We start from the raw sequence: 16,004 nt of genomic DNA, 5'->3' as shown, positions 1-16,004 counted from the left end.
AAAGAAAGGTTGGCACAATAATTGCATTATTTAAAATAATAAGTAATTTATTTAAAATGACAGGAGGGAAAATTGAACGGATGAATAATGGACCCTTAAGTCCATTATATGAAAAAAAATAAAACACTTTGAATTGATTGATTTTTCACAAAAGATTAATAAGGAAAAGGAGAGTTGATAAAATTGGAGAATACCACACTTAAACGTTCCCTTGGATTATGGGCAATTGTCATGCTTGGACTTGGTTATATGACACCAACGATTGTGTTTGATACCTTTGGAATCGTGTCTGACGAGACGAATGGCGTTGTTCCACTTGCGTATCTTGCAGCATTGGTTGTGATGTTATTTACAGCAATTAGTTACGGTAAAATGGTAAGCGTTTTCCCGAGCGCCGGATCCGCCTATACGTATACACGGGAAACCATGAGCCCCCATCTAGGTTTTCTTGTAGGATGGTCCGCCTTACTTGATTATATCTTGCTTCCAATGGTAAATGCATTAATTATTAGAATTTATATGGTATCCGTGTTCCCTAACGTTCCTGCTTGGATTTGGGTTGTTGTATATGTGGCGATTGTCACTGCACTCAATGCCTGGAGTATGGGGAAAACCTCAAGTTTAAATGCCCTACTGGTTATTTTTGAAGTAGTGTTAATCGGTGCCTTTATTGTGCTTGCCTTTGTCCAGCTTTCGAAAGGAATGGGGCAGGGGACCATTTTAACAGCTCAACCTTTATTTCATTCTAATGTCCATCTTGGAGCAGTATTGACAGGCGCAACAGTTGTTTGTTTTTCCTTCATTGGGTTTGACGCTGTTACCATGTATGCAGAAGAAGCAATTGACCAAAGGATAATGCCAAAAGCGATTATGTTGACAGTCTTTATTGGTGGGGCAATCTTCTTTATTTGTAGTTATTTCGCTCAAGCCCTATTCCCTGATGTTTCAGGTTTTAAGGTTACCGATGATACGTTACCTGAAATAGGCTTGTATGTCGGTGGGACCATCTTTAAACTAATCTTCCTTTCTGGTGCTTTTGCGGCAACAGTAGCTTCCGGACTTGCTTCCCATGCCAGTGTATCCAGGCTTTTATATGTAATGGGACGCAACGGTGTATTGCCGAAAAAAACCTTTGGCTATGTCCACCCAAAATTCCGAACCCCTGTTTTTAATGTCATCCTAGTTGGAGTGGTTTCTTTGCTGGCCATCGCCCCAAGTTTAGAATTAATCTCTTCCTTCATCAATTTTGGTGCACTAATTGCTTTTACCTTTGTTAACTTATCCGTAATCACCTACTTTATTTTCAAACAAAAGAGATATAAAACAGTTAAAGATATTTTTTCTTACCTAATCATGCCTATTCTTGGGGCAGGATTAACAGGGATCTTATGGTATAACCTGCAAGCGGATGCTTTAATTGGAGGGCTTGTTTGGGTAGGTGTTGGAATTATTTATATGCTTTTCCAAACAAAATTTTTTACCATCAAAATTGCCGATTTAAGTCTTGATGAGGCTGAAAGAACCTCTTCGTTATAAATATCGTTCCTTCGTTTCCTGAACATCAAAACATTTTACACGCATTCCAATCGCGAGTGCGTTATTTTTTTTAAAAGTTATAAAAAAATGACGAGGATTTATGCGTTTTTGAATAATTCAGCTATTTTCACATAAATCCTCAAAACAAAACGAGTAAAAATGCGTAAGGGAGTGCTTAAAAGAAGTTGGCACGAAAATTGCTATTAGGATAGTAACAATAAAAAAATGAGGTGTTAAAGTGTCAATCGAATCAGTTGAGGTAAAAAGAAATGTGGCCGGCAAGGAAAAGGATAATTCTTTGATCGAGTTCCAGGAGACACTTAGGGAAGCAGCCAACATTCTAAACTATCCTGCACAGGTATTTGAATTCCTAAAAAAGCCAATGCGCTTTTTAGAAGTAAGTATCCCTGTTCGCATGGATAGTGGAAAAACAGAAATTTTCCAAGGTTACCGTGCCCAGCATAATGATGCACCCGGACCCACAAAAGGCGGAATCCGGTTTCATCCTGACGTGACACCGGAAGAAGTGAAGGCACTTGCTGGCTGGATGAGTTTAAAATGCGGAATAACCGGTCTGCCATACGGTGGTGCAAAAGGCGGTATTATCTGTGATCCACGCCATATGAGCTTAGATGAATTAGAACGGCTTAGCAGAGGATATGTCAGGGCAGTAAGCCAGATAGTTGGGCCGACGAAAGATATTCCAGCACCTGATATGTATACGAATTCCCAAATCATGGCTTGGATGCTCGATGAATATGACCATATTCGTGAATTTGATTCCCCAGGATTTATTACAGGAAAACCAATTGCCTTAGGAGGATCACTCGGAAGGGAAACAGCAACGTCTAAAGGTGTTTTATATACACTTCAAATGGTCTGCGAATTGAAGAAGATGCAATTAAAGGACACCCGTGTGATTATCCAGGGTTTTGGAAATGTCGGCAGCTATCTTGCGAAATACCTATATGATTTAGGGGCCAAGGTAATCGGGATTAGTGATGTTTTAGGAGGGGTATATGACGAGAATGGCTTAGATATTCCTTATCTGCTTGAAAGCAGGGACTCGTTTGGAATTGTCTCTAATCGCTTTAATAGTCCGATTACAAACCAGGAATTGCTCGAGAAAGAGTGTGATATTTTGATCCCAGCTGCGATTTCTGGAGTGATTAATAAAAACAATGCTAGTCAATTAAAGTGTCAGATTGTCATTGAAGCGGCAAATGGACCAACAACAAAAGAGGCATTAAATATACTGGATCATCGTGAAATTCTTGTTGTCCCTGATATACTGGCTAATTCTGGGGGGGTGATTGTCTCTTATTTCGAATGGTGTCAGAATAATCAGGGCTATTATTGGACAGATGAAACGGTTGATCTCCGTCTAAAAGAAAAAATCACAGCAAGTTTTTTAAATGTATATAACACGTCAAAAAGATATAGCGTCAATATGAAAATTGCCGCTTATATAGAAGGCATTCAACGGTTAGCGGAAGCTTCCAGGCTGAGAGGCTGGCTGAAATATTAATAACCACTATAGGGGAGGAACTTTTATGAAAATAGATATTTTATCGGAGCAAAAGGAAAATCAACTTTTACACTATTTTTGTTTAATTACGAATCATCATCGCTATGATTTAACGATTGGTTACTCGAGATATTTTTTTGGTAAGGCAATGGTTACCTCGCTCCAGTCAGGAAATATGGTCCTGCTCTGTCAGGAAGATACCAGCCAAGACCAGCATTGGGCGGAACGCTTGGGAATTGAAGAAGAAGACATAACGGAATTGCAGAATTTCCTCAGCCTTGTCTTACAGACGGAGCCTTTTCAGGAACAATATAACGAGTAGGAGTGATAGACATGTATTTTGGAGTAGTTCTAAGTCCTAGTTATGGAAAGGTGGAAAAGATTTCGGTTAAAGATGAAGCAAGAATTTATGAATGGGAACCGTTATTCATAATCAAAACAGAAACAGGCCATCTAGAAACCATCCAAACAAGTGTCAGTGGTGAAATAGAATCATTAGAGGTCCAAGAGGGCGATGAAGTGATTCCTGGGATGGTGCTGGCTTTTATTAAAGAAGATTTGTTTGTCACCGGCAGTGATTAATCGTCGGAAAGGAGATGTGGATAATTCCACATCTCCTTTTTAGCCGAAAGGCTTCAGGCATAAGGGCAGCACGCGTTGATCTTCGCCTTATGTGACTCCCCAATAGCAAGTTTTTTTAAGAAAAATTCTGAAGAAAGTGGTAGTATGATAGTATGAAGGTGAATAAGGGGGCTTCGTGATGTTTTCCGTAGCAAAAGAAAAGATCAAACCAATCGTATCAGTCTCAGTGGATGAAAGTGAGGAAGTCTTTCGTGCAACTTTAAATAAACTGAAAGAACCCTTTTTATTTTTTAAAAAGCAAAATCAACTTTTTGCTTATGTACACATTGGCGGCAAAGAAAAAGAAGCGGCATCTGTTGAAGTCTTACTAAAACATGCGAAACCAATTGATGGTATCTGCTGCCTTAGTGAACAAATTTCCCTGCCTGTTTTGTTTCAAATTATCGGTGAGCCCTTTGCCATTATAAGAGGGACCGATGGAAAATCCGCAGGTTACATACAGCGAGAAGATGTCCTCGCAGAGCTATTTAAACAGGAAAATAAGAGTGTTGATTTATTAAAAATTATCCTTACCTCGATTCCAATGGGGATTTTCGTATTAGATAAAGAAAAAACGATTATTAATTGTAATGATGCCGGTTTAAAAATGATTAAATCAACAGCTGAGAGGGTGTTGAATTTTCCAGCAGAAAATATTTTTAGCAAGGAACGCATTCAGCAAGTCTTTTCAACCGGAAAGACGCTGCTAAATCATCTTGAAATAACGAATGAGATGGGGGTCCTTGTTGATTATAGTCCAATCTTAAACTATGACCATGAAGTGGAAGGCATCATTATTGTGGTCCAGGATCTTCCAATGGTAGAAGAGATGGCCATGGAAATTGAACATATAAAGGATTTGAATAAGGACTTAAATGCCATTCTCTCCAGTATTTACGATGAAATTCTTGTTGTCAACGCCAAGGGAGAACTAATCCGCTTTAGCGAAAATATCTTACACGATTTCTGGAACGTAGATTTAAAGGAACTTATCGGTAAAAACATCCTGGAGCTAGAGGACCGGGGCCTATTTACTCCATCGGTTACCAGGCAGGTCATTGAAAAGAAGAAAAAGGTCTCTGTTGTACAAGAAACACTTAACGGGAGGAAAATTTTAGCGGTTGGAAATCCGGTCTTTACTGAACAAAATGAACTGGATCGGATTATAGTGGCCTCAAGGGATATCACTGAAACAACTAGACTAAAGAGTGAACTGCAGGAGATGCGGAAAATATCGGAAAAGTATAAGAAAGAACTAGATGATTTCAAGACTAAGGACCGCTTTTTGAAAAAACTCATTTATTGCAGTCCGAAAATGGAAAAAATTATGCATCAGGTTAAAAAAATTGCGGATTTTTCCTCTACGGTTCTTCTCCACGGGGAATCAGGAGTAGGAAAAGAGGTTATCGCACAAGCCATTCATCAATTAGGCAAACGTTCCGATCAATCGTTCCTAAAATTAAATTGTGGTGCGATTCCGGATAATTTGCTTGAGAGTGAATTGTTTGGTTATGCAAAGGGATCTTTTACGGGAGCCGATAAGAACGGTAAGGACGGATATTTTAAACAGGCTGACGGCGGGATTTTATTCCTTGATGAAATTGGCGAAATGCCGCTCCACCTTCAAGTCAAGTTGTTACGGGTCCTTCAGGAACATGAGGTGATCCCAATTGGAAGTACCATACCGATTAAGGTCGATGTCCAAATCATTGCCGCCACGAATAAAAACCTCGCCAAGATGGTTGAGGAAGGTACCTTCCGTGAAGATTTATATTATCGGTTAAATGTAATTCCACTGAATATTCCGCCATTAAGGGAAAGGACTGAGGATATCTCTCTGTTAGCGTTCCATTTCCTGCAGCAATTAAATGAAAAATATGTACGTAATTATCATTTAACTCCTGACGCTATTAATGTGCTTGAATTTTATTCATGGCCGGGTAATGTAAGGGAACTACAGAATATTATTGAAAGATTAGTAGTGACCGCTGACCATTCAGCTATTGATGCTGAGTTTGTCAGTCAATTTTTATCACTTGGATATGAACATAAAAAAATGAAGCCTGTGATTACCCGAGTCATTCCATTACAAGATGCCATTGATTATGTAGAGGAACAGTTGATTGTGATGGCTATGAATCAATACAAGACAACCACGAGGGCGGCCAAAGCCCTTGGTATTAGCCAGTCTTCGGTCAGCCGGAAATATCAAAAAATAGTAACCGAAAAGAATAGTAAATTGGAAAACTACTCATCTCTATAAAATTTTAAGCTGATTCAGACCAAAATCTGAGTCAGCTTTTTTTATGCACATGGAAATAGGGTTATGCAGGATTGAATAACATCAAGCGGTTTTTTGAAAAAAGGTTTAGAATTAGCTGCATTTAACTGTTGGCACGCTTCTTGCAATAGTTATTAGTGAGGATAAAAAAGGAGGAAATAAAATGGTCGAAGTAAAAAACCGGGTGGTAAACCTTAAGATGTTTATAGATGGTGAGTGGAAAGATGCTGAAAATCAACAAACACGACTAGTTTACAATCCTGCTAATGGAGAAATTATCGCCCATGCCCCTGAAGGGACAATTACAGATGCCCGCGCTGCCATTGAAGCCGCACGGAAAGCTTTTGAAAGTGGTGTTTGGTCAGGGATATCGGCTCAGGAAAGAGCTTCATATTTATTAAAAATTGCCAACAAAATTGATGCCTATGCAGAGGAATTAACCCAGCTTGAGACCATGGATAATGGTAAACCATTAAGAGAGGCAGGCTTCGATGTGGCCGATGCGGCAGCTTGTTTCCGCTATTATGCAGGATTGATTACCAAGCCAGATGGCCAGACCTATCATGTTGCCGATCCGATGCAGGCGATGGTAGTGCGTGAGCCTGTTGGGGTTTGCGGTTTAATTGTCCCGTGGAATTATCCTTTGTTAATGAGCGTTTGGAAAATTGCCCCGGCCTTAGCAGCAGGAAATACAATTGTCTTTAAACCGTCCGAAGTCACTCCGGTTACTCCGAAAAAATTGTTTGAGATTTTTGAAGAAGTGGGTCTGCCCAAAGGGGTAGCGAATATGGTCATGGGAGCTGGAGCAGTGGTTGGAAATGAAATTGCTTCACATCCTGAAGTGGATATGATTTCGTTTACAGGCGGTACAAAAACAGGAAAACAGATTATGAAGACAGCAGCTGACACCATGAAAAAAGTATCACTGGAGTTAGGCGGCAAATCCCCAAACATTATTTTTGCTGATGCTGATTTTGAAACGGCTGTTGATTATGCCTTATTTGGTATATATGCCGGCTCCGGCCAAGTTTGTTCAGCAGGCTCGAGAATTCTCGTTGAAGAAAGTATTTATGATCAATTTGTAGCCCGCTTCGTCGAAAGGGCACGAAAAATTATAGTAGGTCCTGGAAATGACCCTTCCACAGAAATGGGGCCGCTTGTCAGTGCAGAACACCTTGAGAAAATTCTTTATTATATAGAACTCGGAAAGCAGGAGGGGGCAACAGTGGCTTGCGGTGGAAATAGGATCGTTACTGATGGCTTGGAGAAAGGCTACTTTGTTGAACCAACGGTTTTTGTCAATGTCGATCAAGAGATGAGAATTGTTCAAGAGGAGATCTTTGGGCCCGTAGTAGCCATTCAAAAATTTAAGGATGAAGAAGAAGCTATTAAGCTAGCCAATGGCACTATTTATGGCTTGGCCGGCGGGGTATTTACAAAGGATGGTGCGAAGGGATTAAGGGTAATTAAAAAGCTCCGTGCCGGGATTACATGGATAAACTCTTATCATCCTACTTATAACGAAGCACCTTGGGGCGGTTATAAGCAAAGTGGAATTGGCCGCAGCCTTGGAACATTTGGACTTGAGGAATTCCAAGAAATTAAACAAATTAATATTAATCTGCAGGTAGAACCGGTCGGCTGGTTTTCAAACTGACCTGTATTTGAAAATAATCCAGAACAAAAACATCAAATAGGGAGGAAGTATTTTATGAGTATTGATTATAAGCAGGAGTTAAAAAGTAAGCAAAATGAACAGGTATCTGAATATATTAATAAGGTTCTAGAATTAATAGAAAAAGAGGAAATTAATGAACAAGAAGCAGCTTGGATCACAAAAGAAACGGTCGATGGATTCCGTGAACATGTTAATCCAGGATTCCTTGCCTACCGTAAAACTGTAACAAAGGACGGCCAATTTGCCGCAGTGGAATGGTCTGATAATGGTTCCTGTTTTAAGGATGTCAATGGTAAGGAATATATTGATTGTCTTGGCGGTTTTGGAATCTACAATGTCGGACATCGCAACCCTAAAGTATTGAAAGCGGTAACCGATCAACTTAAACGTCAGGCTCTGCACAGCCAAGATCTGTTAGATCCGCTTCGTGCCATGCTGGCAAAAATTTTAGCTGACATCACACCGGGCGATTTAAAATATGCTTTCTTTACCAACAGTGGGACAGAAAGTGTGGAGGCAGCCTTAAAGCTTGCCAAAATGTACAGTGAACGGACTACCTTCATTTCCACGACACGGGCGTTCCATGGAAAAAGCTTAGGATCGTTATCCGGGACAGCGAAGGGCATGTTCCGTAAACCGTTTTTACCATTGATCCCAGGTTTCCGCCATGTACCATTCGGCGATATCGACATGATGCGAAAAACATTTGAAGTTTGTGCTTCAGTCGGGGAAGATGTTGCTGCCGTCATTTTAGAGCCGATTCAAGGTGAAGGGGGAATAATTCTTCCGCCGGAAAATTATCTCAAACAAGTCCGGGAGCTTTGTGACCAATATGGAGCTTTGCTGATATTTGATGAAGTTCAGACAGGAATGGGGCGGACAGGAAAAATGTTTGCCGCTGAATTATATGAGGTGGTACCGGATATTATTTGTCTTGCTAAAGCCTTTGGCGGAGGCGTTATGCCAGCAGGGGCGATCGTTGCCAGGGAAGAAGTCTTTAAAAGCTGGTTCCCAAATCCATTCATGCACACGACTACCTTCGGTGGAAATCCGTTAGCCTGTGCGGCAGCGATTGCGACAATTGGTGTTTTAATTGAAGAAAAACTTCCTGAACGGGCTGCCGAAGTTGGTGAATATTTTTTAAAAGAATTAATACAAGCCGCCAAAGGACATGAGGATAGGGTTCAGGAGATCCGCGGTCAAGGCTTGATGATTGGCATCGAATTCCATCAGGATGAAATCGGTTATGAGGTATCAAAGGGAATGTTTGATAGAGGCATTCTCGTGGCCGGTACCTTGATCAACTCAAAAACGATTCGAATCGAGCCTGCATTAACGATCAGTTATGAAGAGGTTGATCGAGTTGTCAGAAATTTTAAAGAAGTTTTAGAGCATGTAAAGGGATAATCGCTTTTTATATAGAAATGAACAAGAGGGACGGTTTTATTCCCTGGGTGTTATTTTTTTAAAAGGAGGAGTACGAATTGGAAAGGAAATTTGTCAAGCTCCAAACAGAAATACCCGGACCAAAATCGAGAGAAATCTTGGAGCGAAGAAATAAATTTGTTCCAAAAGGAATCAGTAACAACTGCCAATCCTTTGTAAAAAAAGCAGAGGGAGCACTGGTCGAGGATGTGGATGGTAATCATTATATTGATTTTGCCGGTGCAATTGGAACGCTAAATGTCGGCCATTCACACCCGAGAGTGGTAAAGGCTTTGCAGGAACAAGCAAGCCAATTTATCCATACCGGTTTTAATGTGATGATGTATGAATCTTATATAAATTTGGCAGAGCGGCTTTGTGAACTTGCCCCAGGTCAGTTTGATAAGCAGGCCGCTTTCTTTAACAGTGGTGCGGAAGCCGTTGAAAATGCCGTTAAAATTGCCCGCAAGTACACAAAACGCCAAGGGATTGTTTCGTTTACAAGGGGATTCCATGGCAGAACGTTAATGACAATGACTATGACAAGCAAGGTCAAGCCTTATAAATTTGGCTTTGGTCCATTTGCCCCGGAAGTATATAAGGCGCCATATCCATATGTGTACCGCCGTCCTGAGGGAATGACTGAACAGCAATATAGCGGCATGATCATTGAGCAGTTTGAACAATTTTTAGTTGCAGAAGCTGCTCCAGAAACGATTGCAGCCGTGGTCATGGAGCCCGTACAAGGAGAGGGCGGCTTCATCGTGCCTGACAAGGCCTTTGTAAAACGGGTAAGAGAAATCTGTTCACAGTATGGAATTTTGTTTATTGCTGATGAAATCCAAACTGGTTTTGCAAGGACCGGAAAACATTTCGCGATTGAACATTTTGATGTCGTTCCTGACTTAATTACCATTTCAAAATCAATGGGGGCAGGAGTTCCGATCTCGGGTGTCATCGGCAGGGCGGAAATCATGAATACCCCTGAGATTGGCGAGATTGGCGGAACCTACGCTGGTAGCCCGCTTGGATGCCAGGCAGCCCTGACAGTTTTAGATATTATTGAAGATGAGCAATTGAATGACAGAGCGCGATTAATTGGCGAGCGAGTGATTGAAAAAATGCAGCTCCTAGCCGATCGCTTTGAAGGAATTGGCGATGTCCGCGGCCTTGGGGCAATGTGTGCGATGGAAATCGTCAAGGATCGTAAGTCCAAATCACCTGATAAAGAGGCAGCTGGAAAAATGGTCAAAGAGGCAGCTAAACGAGGTCTTATGCTGTTAAGTGCTGGTATCTACAGCAATGTCATTCGTCTGCTTATGCCGATAACCATCACGGATGAGCAGCTTGAAGAAGGATTACAAATACTTGAAGAAGCGATCGAAGCAGTATATCAAAATAATCCTGCCTTATCGGTTGGAGGGGAATAATATGGATGTTCTTAAGCAGAATTATCAAATTTATCCGATGTATTTAAATGGTGAATGGGTGGGCAATGACTACGAGGTATATACTGACATCATAAATCCAGCTACGAAGGAAGTAATTGGTGCTGTTCCAACAGGCGGCGCCTACGAAGCGAAGCAGGCTGTTGATGCTGCCCATAAGGCCTTTAAAAATTGGTCAAAACGGACAGCGGAAGAGCGCTATCAGCTTTTGATGAAATGGTTCTATTTAATAGAAAAAAATAAAGAAGAAATTGCTAGAATTATGACCATCGAGCAAGGGAAGCCCTTAAAGGAAGCCTTAGGTGAGGTTTCGTATGCTAATGGCTTTATCTCTTGGTATGCCGAGGAGGCAAAGAGGGTCTATGGTGAGACCATCCCTGCATCAAGTCCAAATAAAAGAATACTAGTAAGAAAAGAACCAGTTGGCGTCATTGCGGCGATTACCCCGTGGAATTTTCCGGCGGCGATGATTACAAGAAAAGTAGCTCCGGCCCTTGCGGCAGGGTGTACCGCTGTCGTGAAGCCGGCCAACCAAACACCACTTACGGCGTTAAAAATGGCGGAACTGGCACATGAAGCCGGAATACCAGCAGGAGTGATTAACGTCATTACTGGACGATCTTCGGAAATTGGCGATGTTTGGTTAAAAGACTCCCGTGTAACGAAAATAACTTTTACCGGATCGACAGAGGTAGGAAAGACGTTAATGCGCGGGGCAGCTGAGAATGTAAAAAAAGTTTCGTTAGAGCTTGGCGGAAATGCTCCATTTATCGTGATGGATGATGCGAACTTAGCGAAGGCTGCCAGCGGCCTTGTCCTATCAAAATTCCGCAATGCCGGTCAAACCTGTATTTGTACCAATCGGGTCTATGTACAGGAAAGTGTGGCGGAAGAATTCATTAAGCTTTTTCAAGCCGAATTAGAAAAACTTAAAGTTGGTAATGGACTTGAAGAAGGTACAGATATCGGTCCGTTAATTGATAAATCTGCTTACAAAAAAGTAGAATCATTGGTTCATGATGCCGTTAAAAAAGGTGGTAAGGTAGCTTATAGCGGTTTAAAGCCTACAGAGGAAAAAGGTTATTTCTTTGCCCCAACGATCCTAACGAATATCCATGATGATATGGAATGTATGAGGGATGAAATTTTTGGTCCGCTTGCGCCGATTTCGACCTTCAAAACGGAAGAGGAAGTGATTGAACGAGCCAACAATTCCTGCTACGGATTGGCTGCGTATGTCTATACGGAAAATTTAAGCCGCTCCTTTAGGATTACGGAACAACTGGAGTATGGAATTATCGGCCTAAATGATGCCCTGCCGTCAGTGGTTCAAGCTCCGTTTGGCGGCTATAAGGAAAGCGGCCTTGGACGCGAAGGCGGGCATTACGGAATTGAAGAGTTTTTAGAAGTAAAGTATATTTCGATTGGATTGGATATCTAATTAGAAATTGCTTTTAAATAAGAGCCAGTGAGCATTCAGTGCAGCAGCATTGATTGTCTTCACTGGCTTTCTTATAGAATTGCTAGATTTGATGAACATTGCTAGAAAGGAGGAAGCATAGTGTCTGGACCGCTTTACGGATTAAAAATAATCGATTTATCCCGTGTGTTAGCGGGTCCATACTGCACGATGATGCTGGGCGACATGGGAGCGGAAGTGACCAAGATTGAGAGTGTTGACGGCGGCGATGAAACACGCGGCTGGGGTCCGCCGTTTTTAGAAGGAGAAAGCGCCTATTTCCTGTGTGCCAACCGAAATAAACAGGGTATTACCCTAAATTTAAAAACAGACCAAGGTAAGGATATTCTCCGCAGACTCATTGCGGATGCAGATGTAGTGGTGCAGAATTTTAAGCCCGGGACTCTTGAAAGACTCGGTTTTGGATATGACAAGATAAAAAAATTAAATCCAGGGATTATTTTGGCATCGATCAGCGGCTTCGGTACAACAGGACCGTTTTCACACCTTCCAGGCTATGATTATATTATTCAAGCCATGTCAGGGTTAATGAGTATTACCGGTTATAGAGACGGAGAGCCTGCGAAGGTCGGGGTGGCGATTGCTGATGTGCTAACCGCTTTGTTTACTTGTATTGGTATTTTAGGAGCCCTTCAGCACCGAAGTAGAACAGGACAAGGTCAGACGGTAGATATCTCTTTATTTGACTCTCAATTAGCGGCACTAGTGAACGTTGCGAGCAATTATTTGTGTACGGGGAATATTCCCGAACGGCTCGGTAATGACCATCCCAATATTGTGCCATACCAGGTTTTTGCTGCAAAAGATGGAGACTTTGTTCTAGCAGTCGGGAACGACCGCCAATATCGAAAGCTAGCAAAATTGCTTGAAGATGAAACCCTATTAAAAGAACAATTTGAAACAAATTCTGGCAGGCTGGTGAATAAGGACGAGCTGGTTAGAAAAATTGCTGCAAAAATAAAACTGAAAACAAGAACAGAGTGGAAACAGTTGCTGGATGAAGCGGGAATTCCAAATGGCCCTATCAATAATGTGAAAGAAGCTTTGGAATCAGAACAGGCACGGGTAAGAGAAATGGTGGTAAAGGTAGACCACCCGGTTATTAAAGACTTAAAGCTTGTAGGCTCGCCATTAAAATTTTCTGAAACACCCATAAAAATGGATTGCCCCCCGCCGCTTTATAGTGAGCATACAGAGGAAATTTTAATTCGTCTGGGATACACAAACGAGGATATTATCGAAATGAAGCAGCTAAAAATAATTTAGGGAGGAAGAGCCATGAATTTTTCATTAACCGATGAACAAAAGAGTGTACGGAAAGTCGTGAGGGCGTTCGTCGACCGTGAGATTATTCCTTATATTAAAGAGTGGGATGAGAACGGGCATTTTGAAACCGGAATCCTTAAACGCTTGGCTAAGCTTGAATTGATGGGTGTTTGTATTCCTGAGGAGTATGGCGGGGTTGGAATGGATTATAATACACTGGCAATTGTATGTGAAGAGTTAGAACGAGGTGACACAGCTTTCAGGACGGCTGTATCTGTTCATACAGGGTTAAATAGCATGACCTTGTTGCAATGGGGCACAGAGGAACAGAAACAAAAATATCTTGTTCCACAAGCAAGAGGAGAAAGGGTCGGTGCTTTTGGGCTGACCGAGCCTAACGCCGGTTCGGATGTAGCGGCAATGGAAACAACGGCGGTAAAGAACGGCGACTTTTATATTTTAAATGGCTCAAAGACTTGGATCTCCCTATGTGATGTGGCAGACAACTTCTTAATTTTTGCCAAGACCGATCCAAAAGCGGGTCATCATGGAATTTCCTGTTTTATTGTAGACCGGACCTTCGTTGGAGTATCTTCAAAAGCGATAAAAGGAAAACTTGGTATTCGGGCAGGCAACACGGGTGAAGTATTCTTAGATCAAGTAAGAGTACCGGCAGAGAATTTGCTTGGTTACGAAGGGGAAGGCTTTAAAATCGCGATGTCGGCGCTTGATAATGGACGTTTTACGGTGGCAGCGGGGGCTTGCGGCACCATTATGGCTTCGCTCGAGGCAAGCGTGAAATATTGTGAGGAGCGGAAAACCTTCGGCAAGGAGATTGGCCGACATCAGCTCGTCCAGCAGATGATTGCTAAGATGTCAGCGAGTTTGGAGATATCAAGATTGTTAGTTTTTAAAGCAGGCTGGTTAAAGAATAATGGCAAACGGAATACACAAGAAACTTCTCTAGCGAAGTGGATTGCTTGTGACGCTGCTTTCGAAGCAGCCAATGATGCTGTGCAAATACATGGTGCGTACGGTTTCTCAAATGAGTTTCCGGTCGAACGCTATTTGCGTAATGCCAAGGCCCCGGTGATTTACGAGGGGACAAGGGAAATTCATACGATTATGCAAGGGGAATATGCTCTCGGATACCGGGAGGATAAGCCATTGCGAAAAATGCTCCCATCGTGGCCTTTTGAAGAGAGTCTGATTAAAGGATAAGAGTGTTTTTTGGTTAAGCCGTGCGCCGAGAGAGATGAGCGCACGGCATTTTCTTCTTTAAAAGGGGATTTGGTAGTGATTTACCAATTTTTGTAGAATAAGTTTGGGATTTCGTAGAATTGTGTGTTAGTTTCGTAGAATTCGCCTTCAACTTTGTAGAAAAGAAACGGATTTACGTAGAATTCTGAACCCCAATCCCGTCTAGTCTAAATTTATTATCAAGAATTAGCTGTTTATTAACAAAATCCTTAAACTAATTAACAAATCCACCGAAGATGCCCCTTGTTTTTTTAATAAAAGTAGTCAAATACTTCAAATTACAGCGCCTGCTGTGTTACGATAACGTATAAAAGCGAATCAAGAATCGAGGGGGCAGGGAAATTGATTAACACCGTTTTATTTGATGTTGATGGAGTGCTTTTGAGCGAAGAGCACTATTTTGATGCATCTGCACTGACTGTTTGGGAGATGCTGATTAGCAGCAATTATCTAGCACTCGCACCGGAACAATTTAAAACCGAATATACTGAAGCAGAAATCAACCACATCAGGGAAAATGTCTTCCAAAACGACCAGGTCCTTAAATTTATGAAATCCCGCGGCCTAAACGCAAACTGGGATATGATTTACCTATCCTTCGGCCATCAGCTCATACATCTTCTGTCGCAAATTAAAGAGGATGAAGCTGCGAAAATAACTCAATGGCTAACGGAGCCAATCAACTATGAAACCTTACGGGATATTGGCACAGTATTAAGTCAGTATCAGGTAGAATTGAATTTTGACTTGTTCGTAGACGAATTCTCTCAATCAGATGCGACAAAGCAGGAATTGTTTGAATACTTGAATGTACTGTCCAAGGAGAAGCTTGGCGTAGAAACATCGATTTTCCAAAAAGGCGAGCTCTGGTCTATTTGTGAACATGTTTCACAGGAATGGTATGTGGGCGATGAAAATGTTCTCGCTTCAACTGGCAGACCATCAGTCCAGACTGGGAAAAAGGGATTCCTTGCCAATGAAACAACCCTCGCTCCAGCGCAGGATATTGCGGCTTTATTTCAGCACCTTTCCTCATCTGGAATTACAATTGGAATTGGTACAGGAAGGCCAGACCTAGAAACGATCCAGCCTTTTAAACATTTAAATTGGCTGAAATACTTCGATGAAAACCGAATCATTACGGCTGATGAAGTATCAAAAGCAGAACAAGAGATAACCGAGCCTAAATCCTTATCAAAGCCGCATCCATTTACTTATATCATGGGGCTTAAAGGAAAAGAGACATCATCAATAGACTGCTTAAACACCCCCCTGCCCATTCAAAAGGGGGAAGAAGTATTAGTTGTAGGTGATTCATTGGCGGACCTTCTTGCCGCAAGAAAGCTGGGTTGTCAATTTGCAGCTGTTTTAACTGGTCTTTCTGGGAAAGATGCTCGACAAGATTTTGAAAAACATGAGGCAGATTATATTCTAGATTCCGTCCTCGATGTTAAAACCATTTTATAAATAGAGAAAGGGAA

Annotated in this window: 12 protein-coding genes; all 12 read left to right on the top strand. The window is 41.7% G+C overall.

Annotated elements, in window-relative coordinates:
• The first annotated feature begins 183 nt into the window (after positions 1-183).
• A complete protein-coding gene (locus AAHB15_RS12190) occupies positions 184-1,536 on the top strand; it encodes an APC family permease (protein WP_342042456.1) in 1,353 nt (450 codons plus the stop codon).
• Between the two features lie 244 nt (positions 1,537-1,780).
• On the top strand, positions 1,781-3,064 hold the full coding sequence (locus tag AAHB15_RS12185) for a Glu/Leu/Phe/Val family dehydrogenase (RefSeq protein ID WP_446715866.1): 1,284 nt from the start codon (positions 1,781-1,783) through the stop codon (positions 3,062-3,064).
• Between the two features lie 25 nt (positions 3,065-3,089).
• Positions 3,090-3,386, top strand: a complete 297-nt coding sequence (locus tag AAHB15_RS12180; RefSeq protein ID WP_335575384.1) for an SAV0927 family protein — start codon at positions 3,090-3,092, stop codon at positions 3,384-3,386.
• Between the two features lie 11 nt (positions 3,387-3,397).
• Positions 3,398-3,646: a biotin/lipoyl-binding protein gene (locus AAHB15_RS12175; RefSeq protein WP_144566234.1), complete on the top strand. Its 249-nt coding sequence runs from the start codon at positions 3,398-3,400 to the stop codon at positions 3,644-3,646.
• A gap of 178 nt (positions 3,647-3,824) precedes the next feature.
• The gene (locus tag AAHB15_RS12170; RefSeq protein ID WP_342042455.1) at positions 3,825-5,948 is read left to right on the top strand and encodes a sigma 54-interacting transcriptional regulator; all 2,124 of its coding nucleotides are present in this window, start codon (positions 3,825-3,827) and stop codon (positions 5,946-5,948) included.
• Positions 5,949-6,150: 202 nt separating this feature from the next.
• On the top strand, positions 6,151-7,623 hold the full coding sequence (locus AAHB15_RS12165; RefSeq protein WP_335575397.1) for an aldehyde dehydrogenase family protein: 1,473 nt from the start codon (positions 6,151-6,153) through the stop codon (positions 7,621-7,623).
• Positions 7,624-7,677: 54 nt separating this feature from the next.
• The gene (locus tag AAHB15_RS12160) at positions 7,678-9,051 is read left to right on the top strand and encodes a putrescine aminotransferase (RefSeq protein ID WP_335575386.1); all 1,374 of its coding nucleotides are present in this window, start codon (positions 7,678-7,680) and stop codon (positions 9,049-9,051) included.
• A gap of 77 nt (positions 9,052-9,128) precedes the next feature.
• Positions 9,129-10,499 carry a 4-aminobutyrate--2-oxoglutarate transaminase gene (gabT, locus tag AAHB15_RS12155; RefSeq protein WP_342042454.1) on the top strand — a complete coding sequence of 457 codons (1,371 nt, stop codon included), beginning with the start codon at positions 9,129-9,131 and terminating at the stop codon, positions 10,497-10,499.
• 37 nt (positions 10,500-10,536) lie between these two features.
• Complete coding sequence (locus AAHB15_RS12150) at positions 10,537-11,958, top strand: NAD-dependent succinate-semialdehyde dehydrogenase (RefSeq protein ID WP_335575398.1); 1,422 nt, start codon at positions 10,537-10,539, stop codon at positions 11,956-11,958.
• Positions 11,959-12,078: 120 nt separating this feature from the next.
• Entirely contained in the window at positions 12,079-13,263 is a 1,185-nt protein-coding gene (locus AAHB15_RS12145; RefSeq protein WP_342042453.1) for a CaiB/BaiF CoA transferase family protein, read from the top strand.
• 12 nt (positions 13,264-13,275) lie between these two features.
• Entirely contained in the window at positions 13,276-14,484 is a 1,209-nt protein-coding gene (locus tag AAHB15_RS12140; RefSeq protein ID WP_335575389.1) for an acyl-CoA dehydrogenase family protein, read from the top strand.
• A gap of 381 nt (positions 14,485-14,865) precedes the next feature.
• Positions 14,866-15,990, top strand: coding sequence for an HAD family hydrolase (locus AAHB15_RS12135; protein ID WP_335575390.1), 1,125 nt, complete (start codon positions 14,866-14,868; stop codon positions 15,988-15,990).
• The last annotated feature ends 14 nt before the right edge of the window (positions 15,991-16,004 follow it).

Source organism: Bacillus sp. OTU2372 (assembly GCF_038440275.1).
GTDB classification, from domain to species: Bacteria; Bacillota; Bacilli; order Bacillales; family Cytobacillaceae; genus Neobacillus; species Neobacillus bataviensis_B.
Note: the sequence above shows the minus strand (reverse complement) of the source record. Positions and strands in the feature narration are given on the sequence as shown.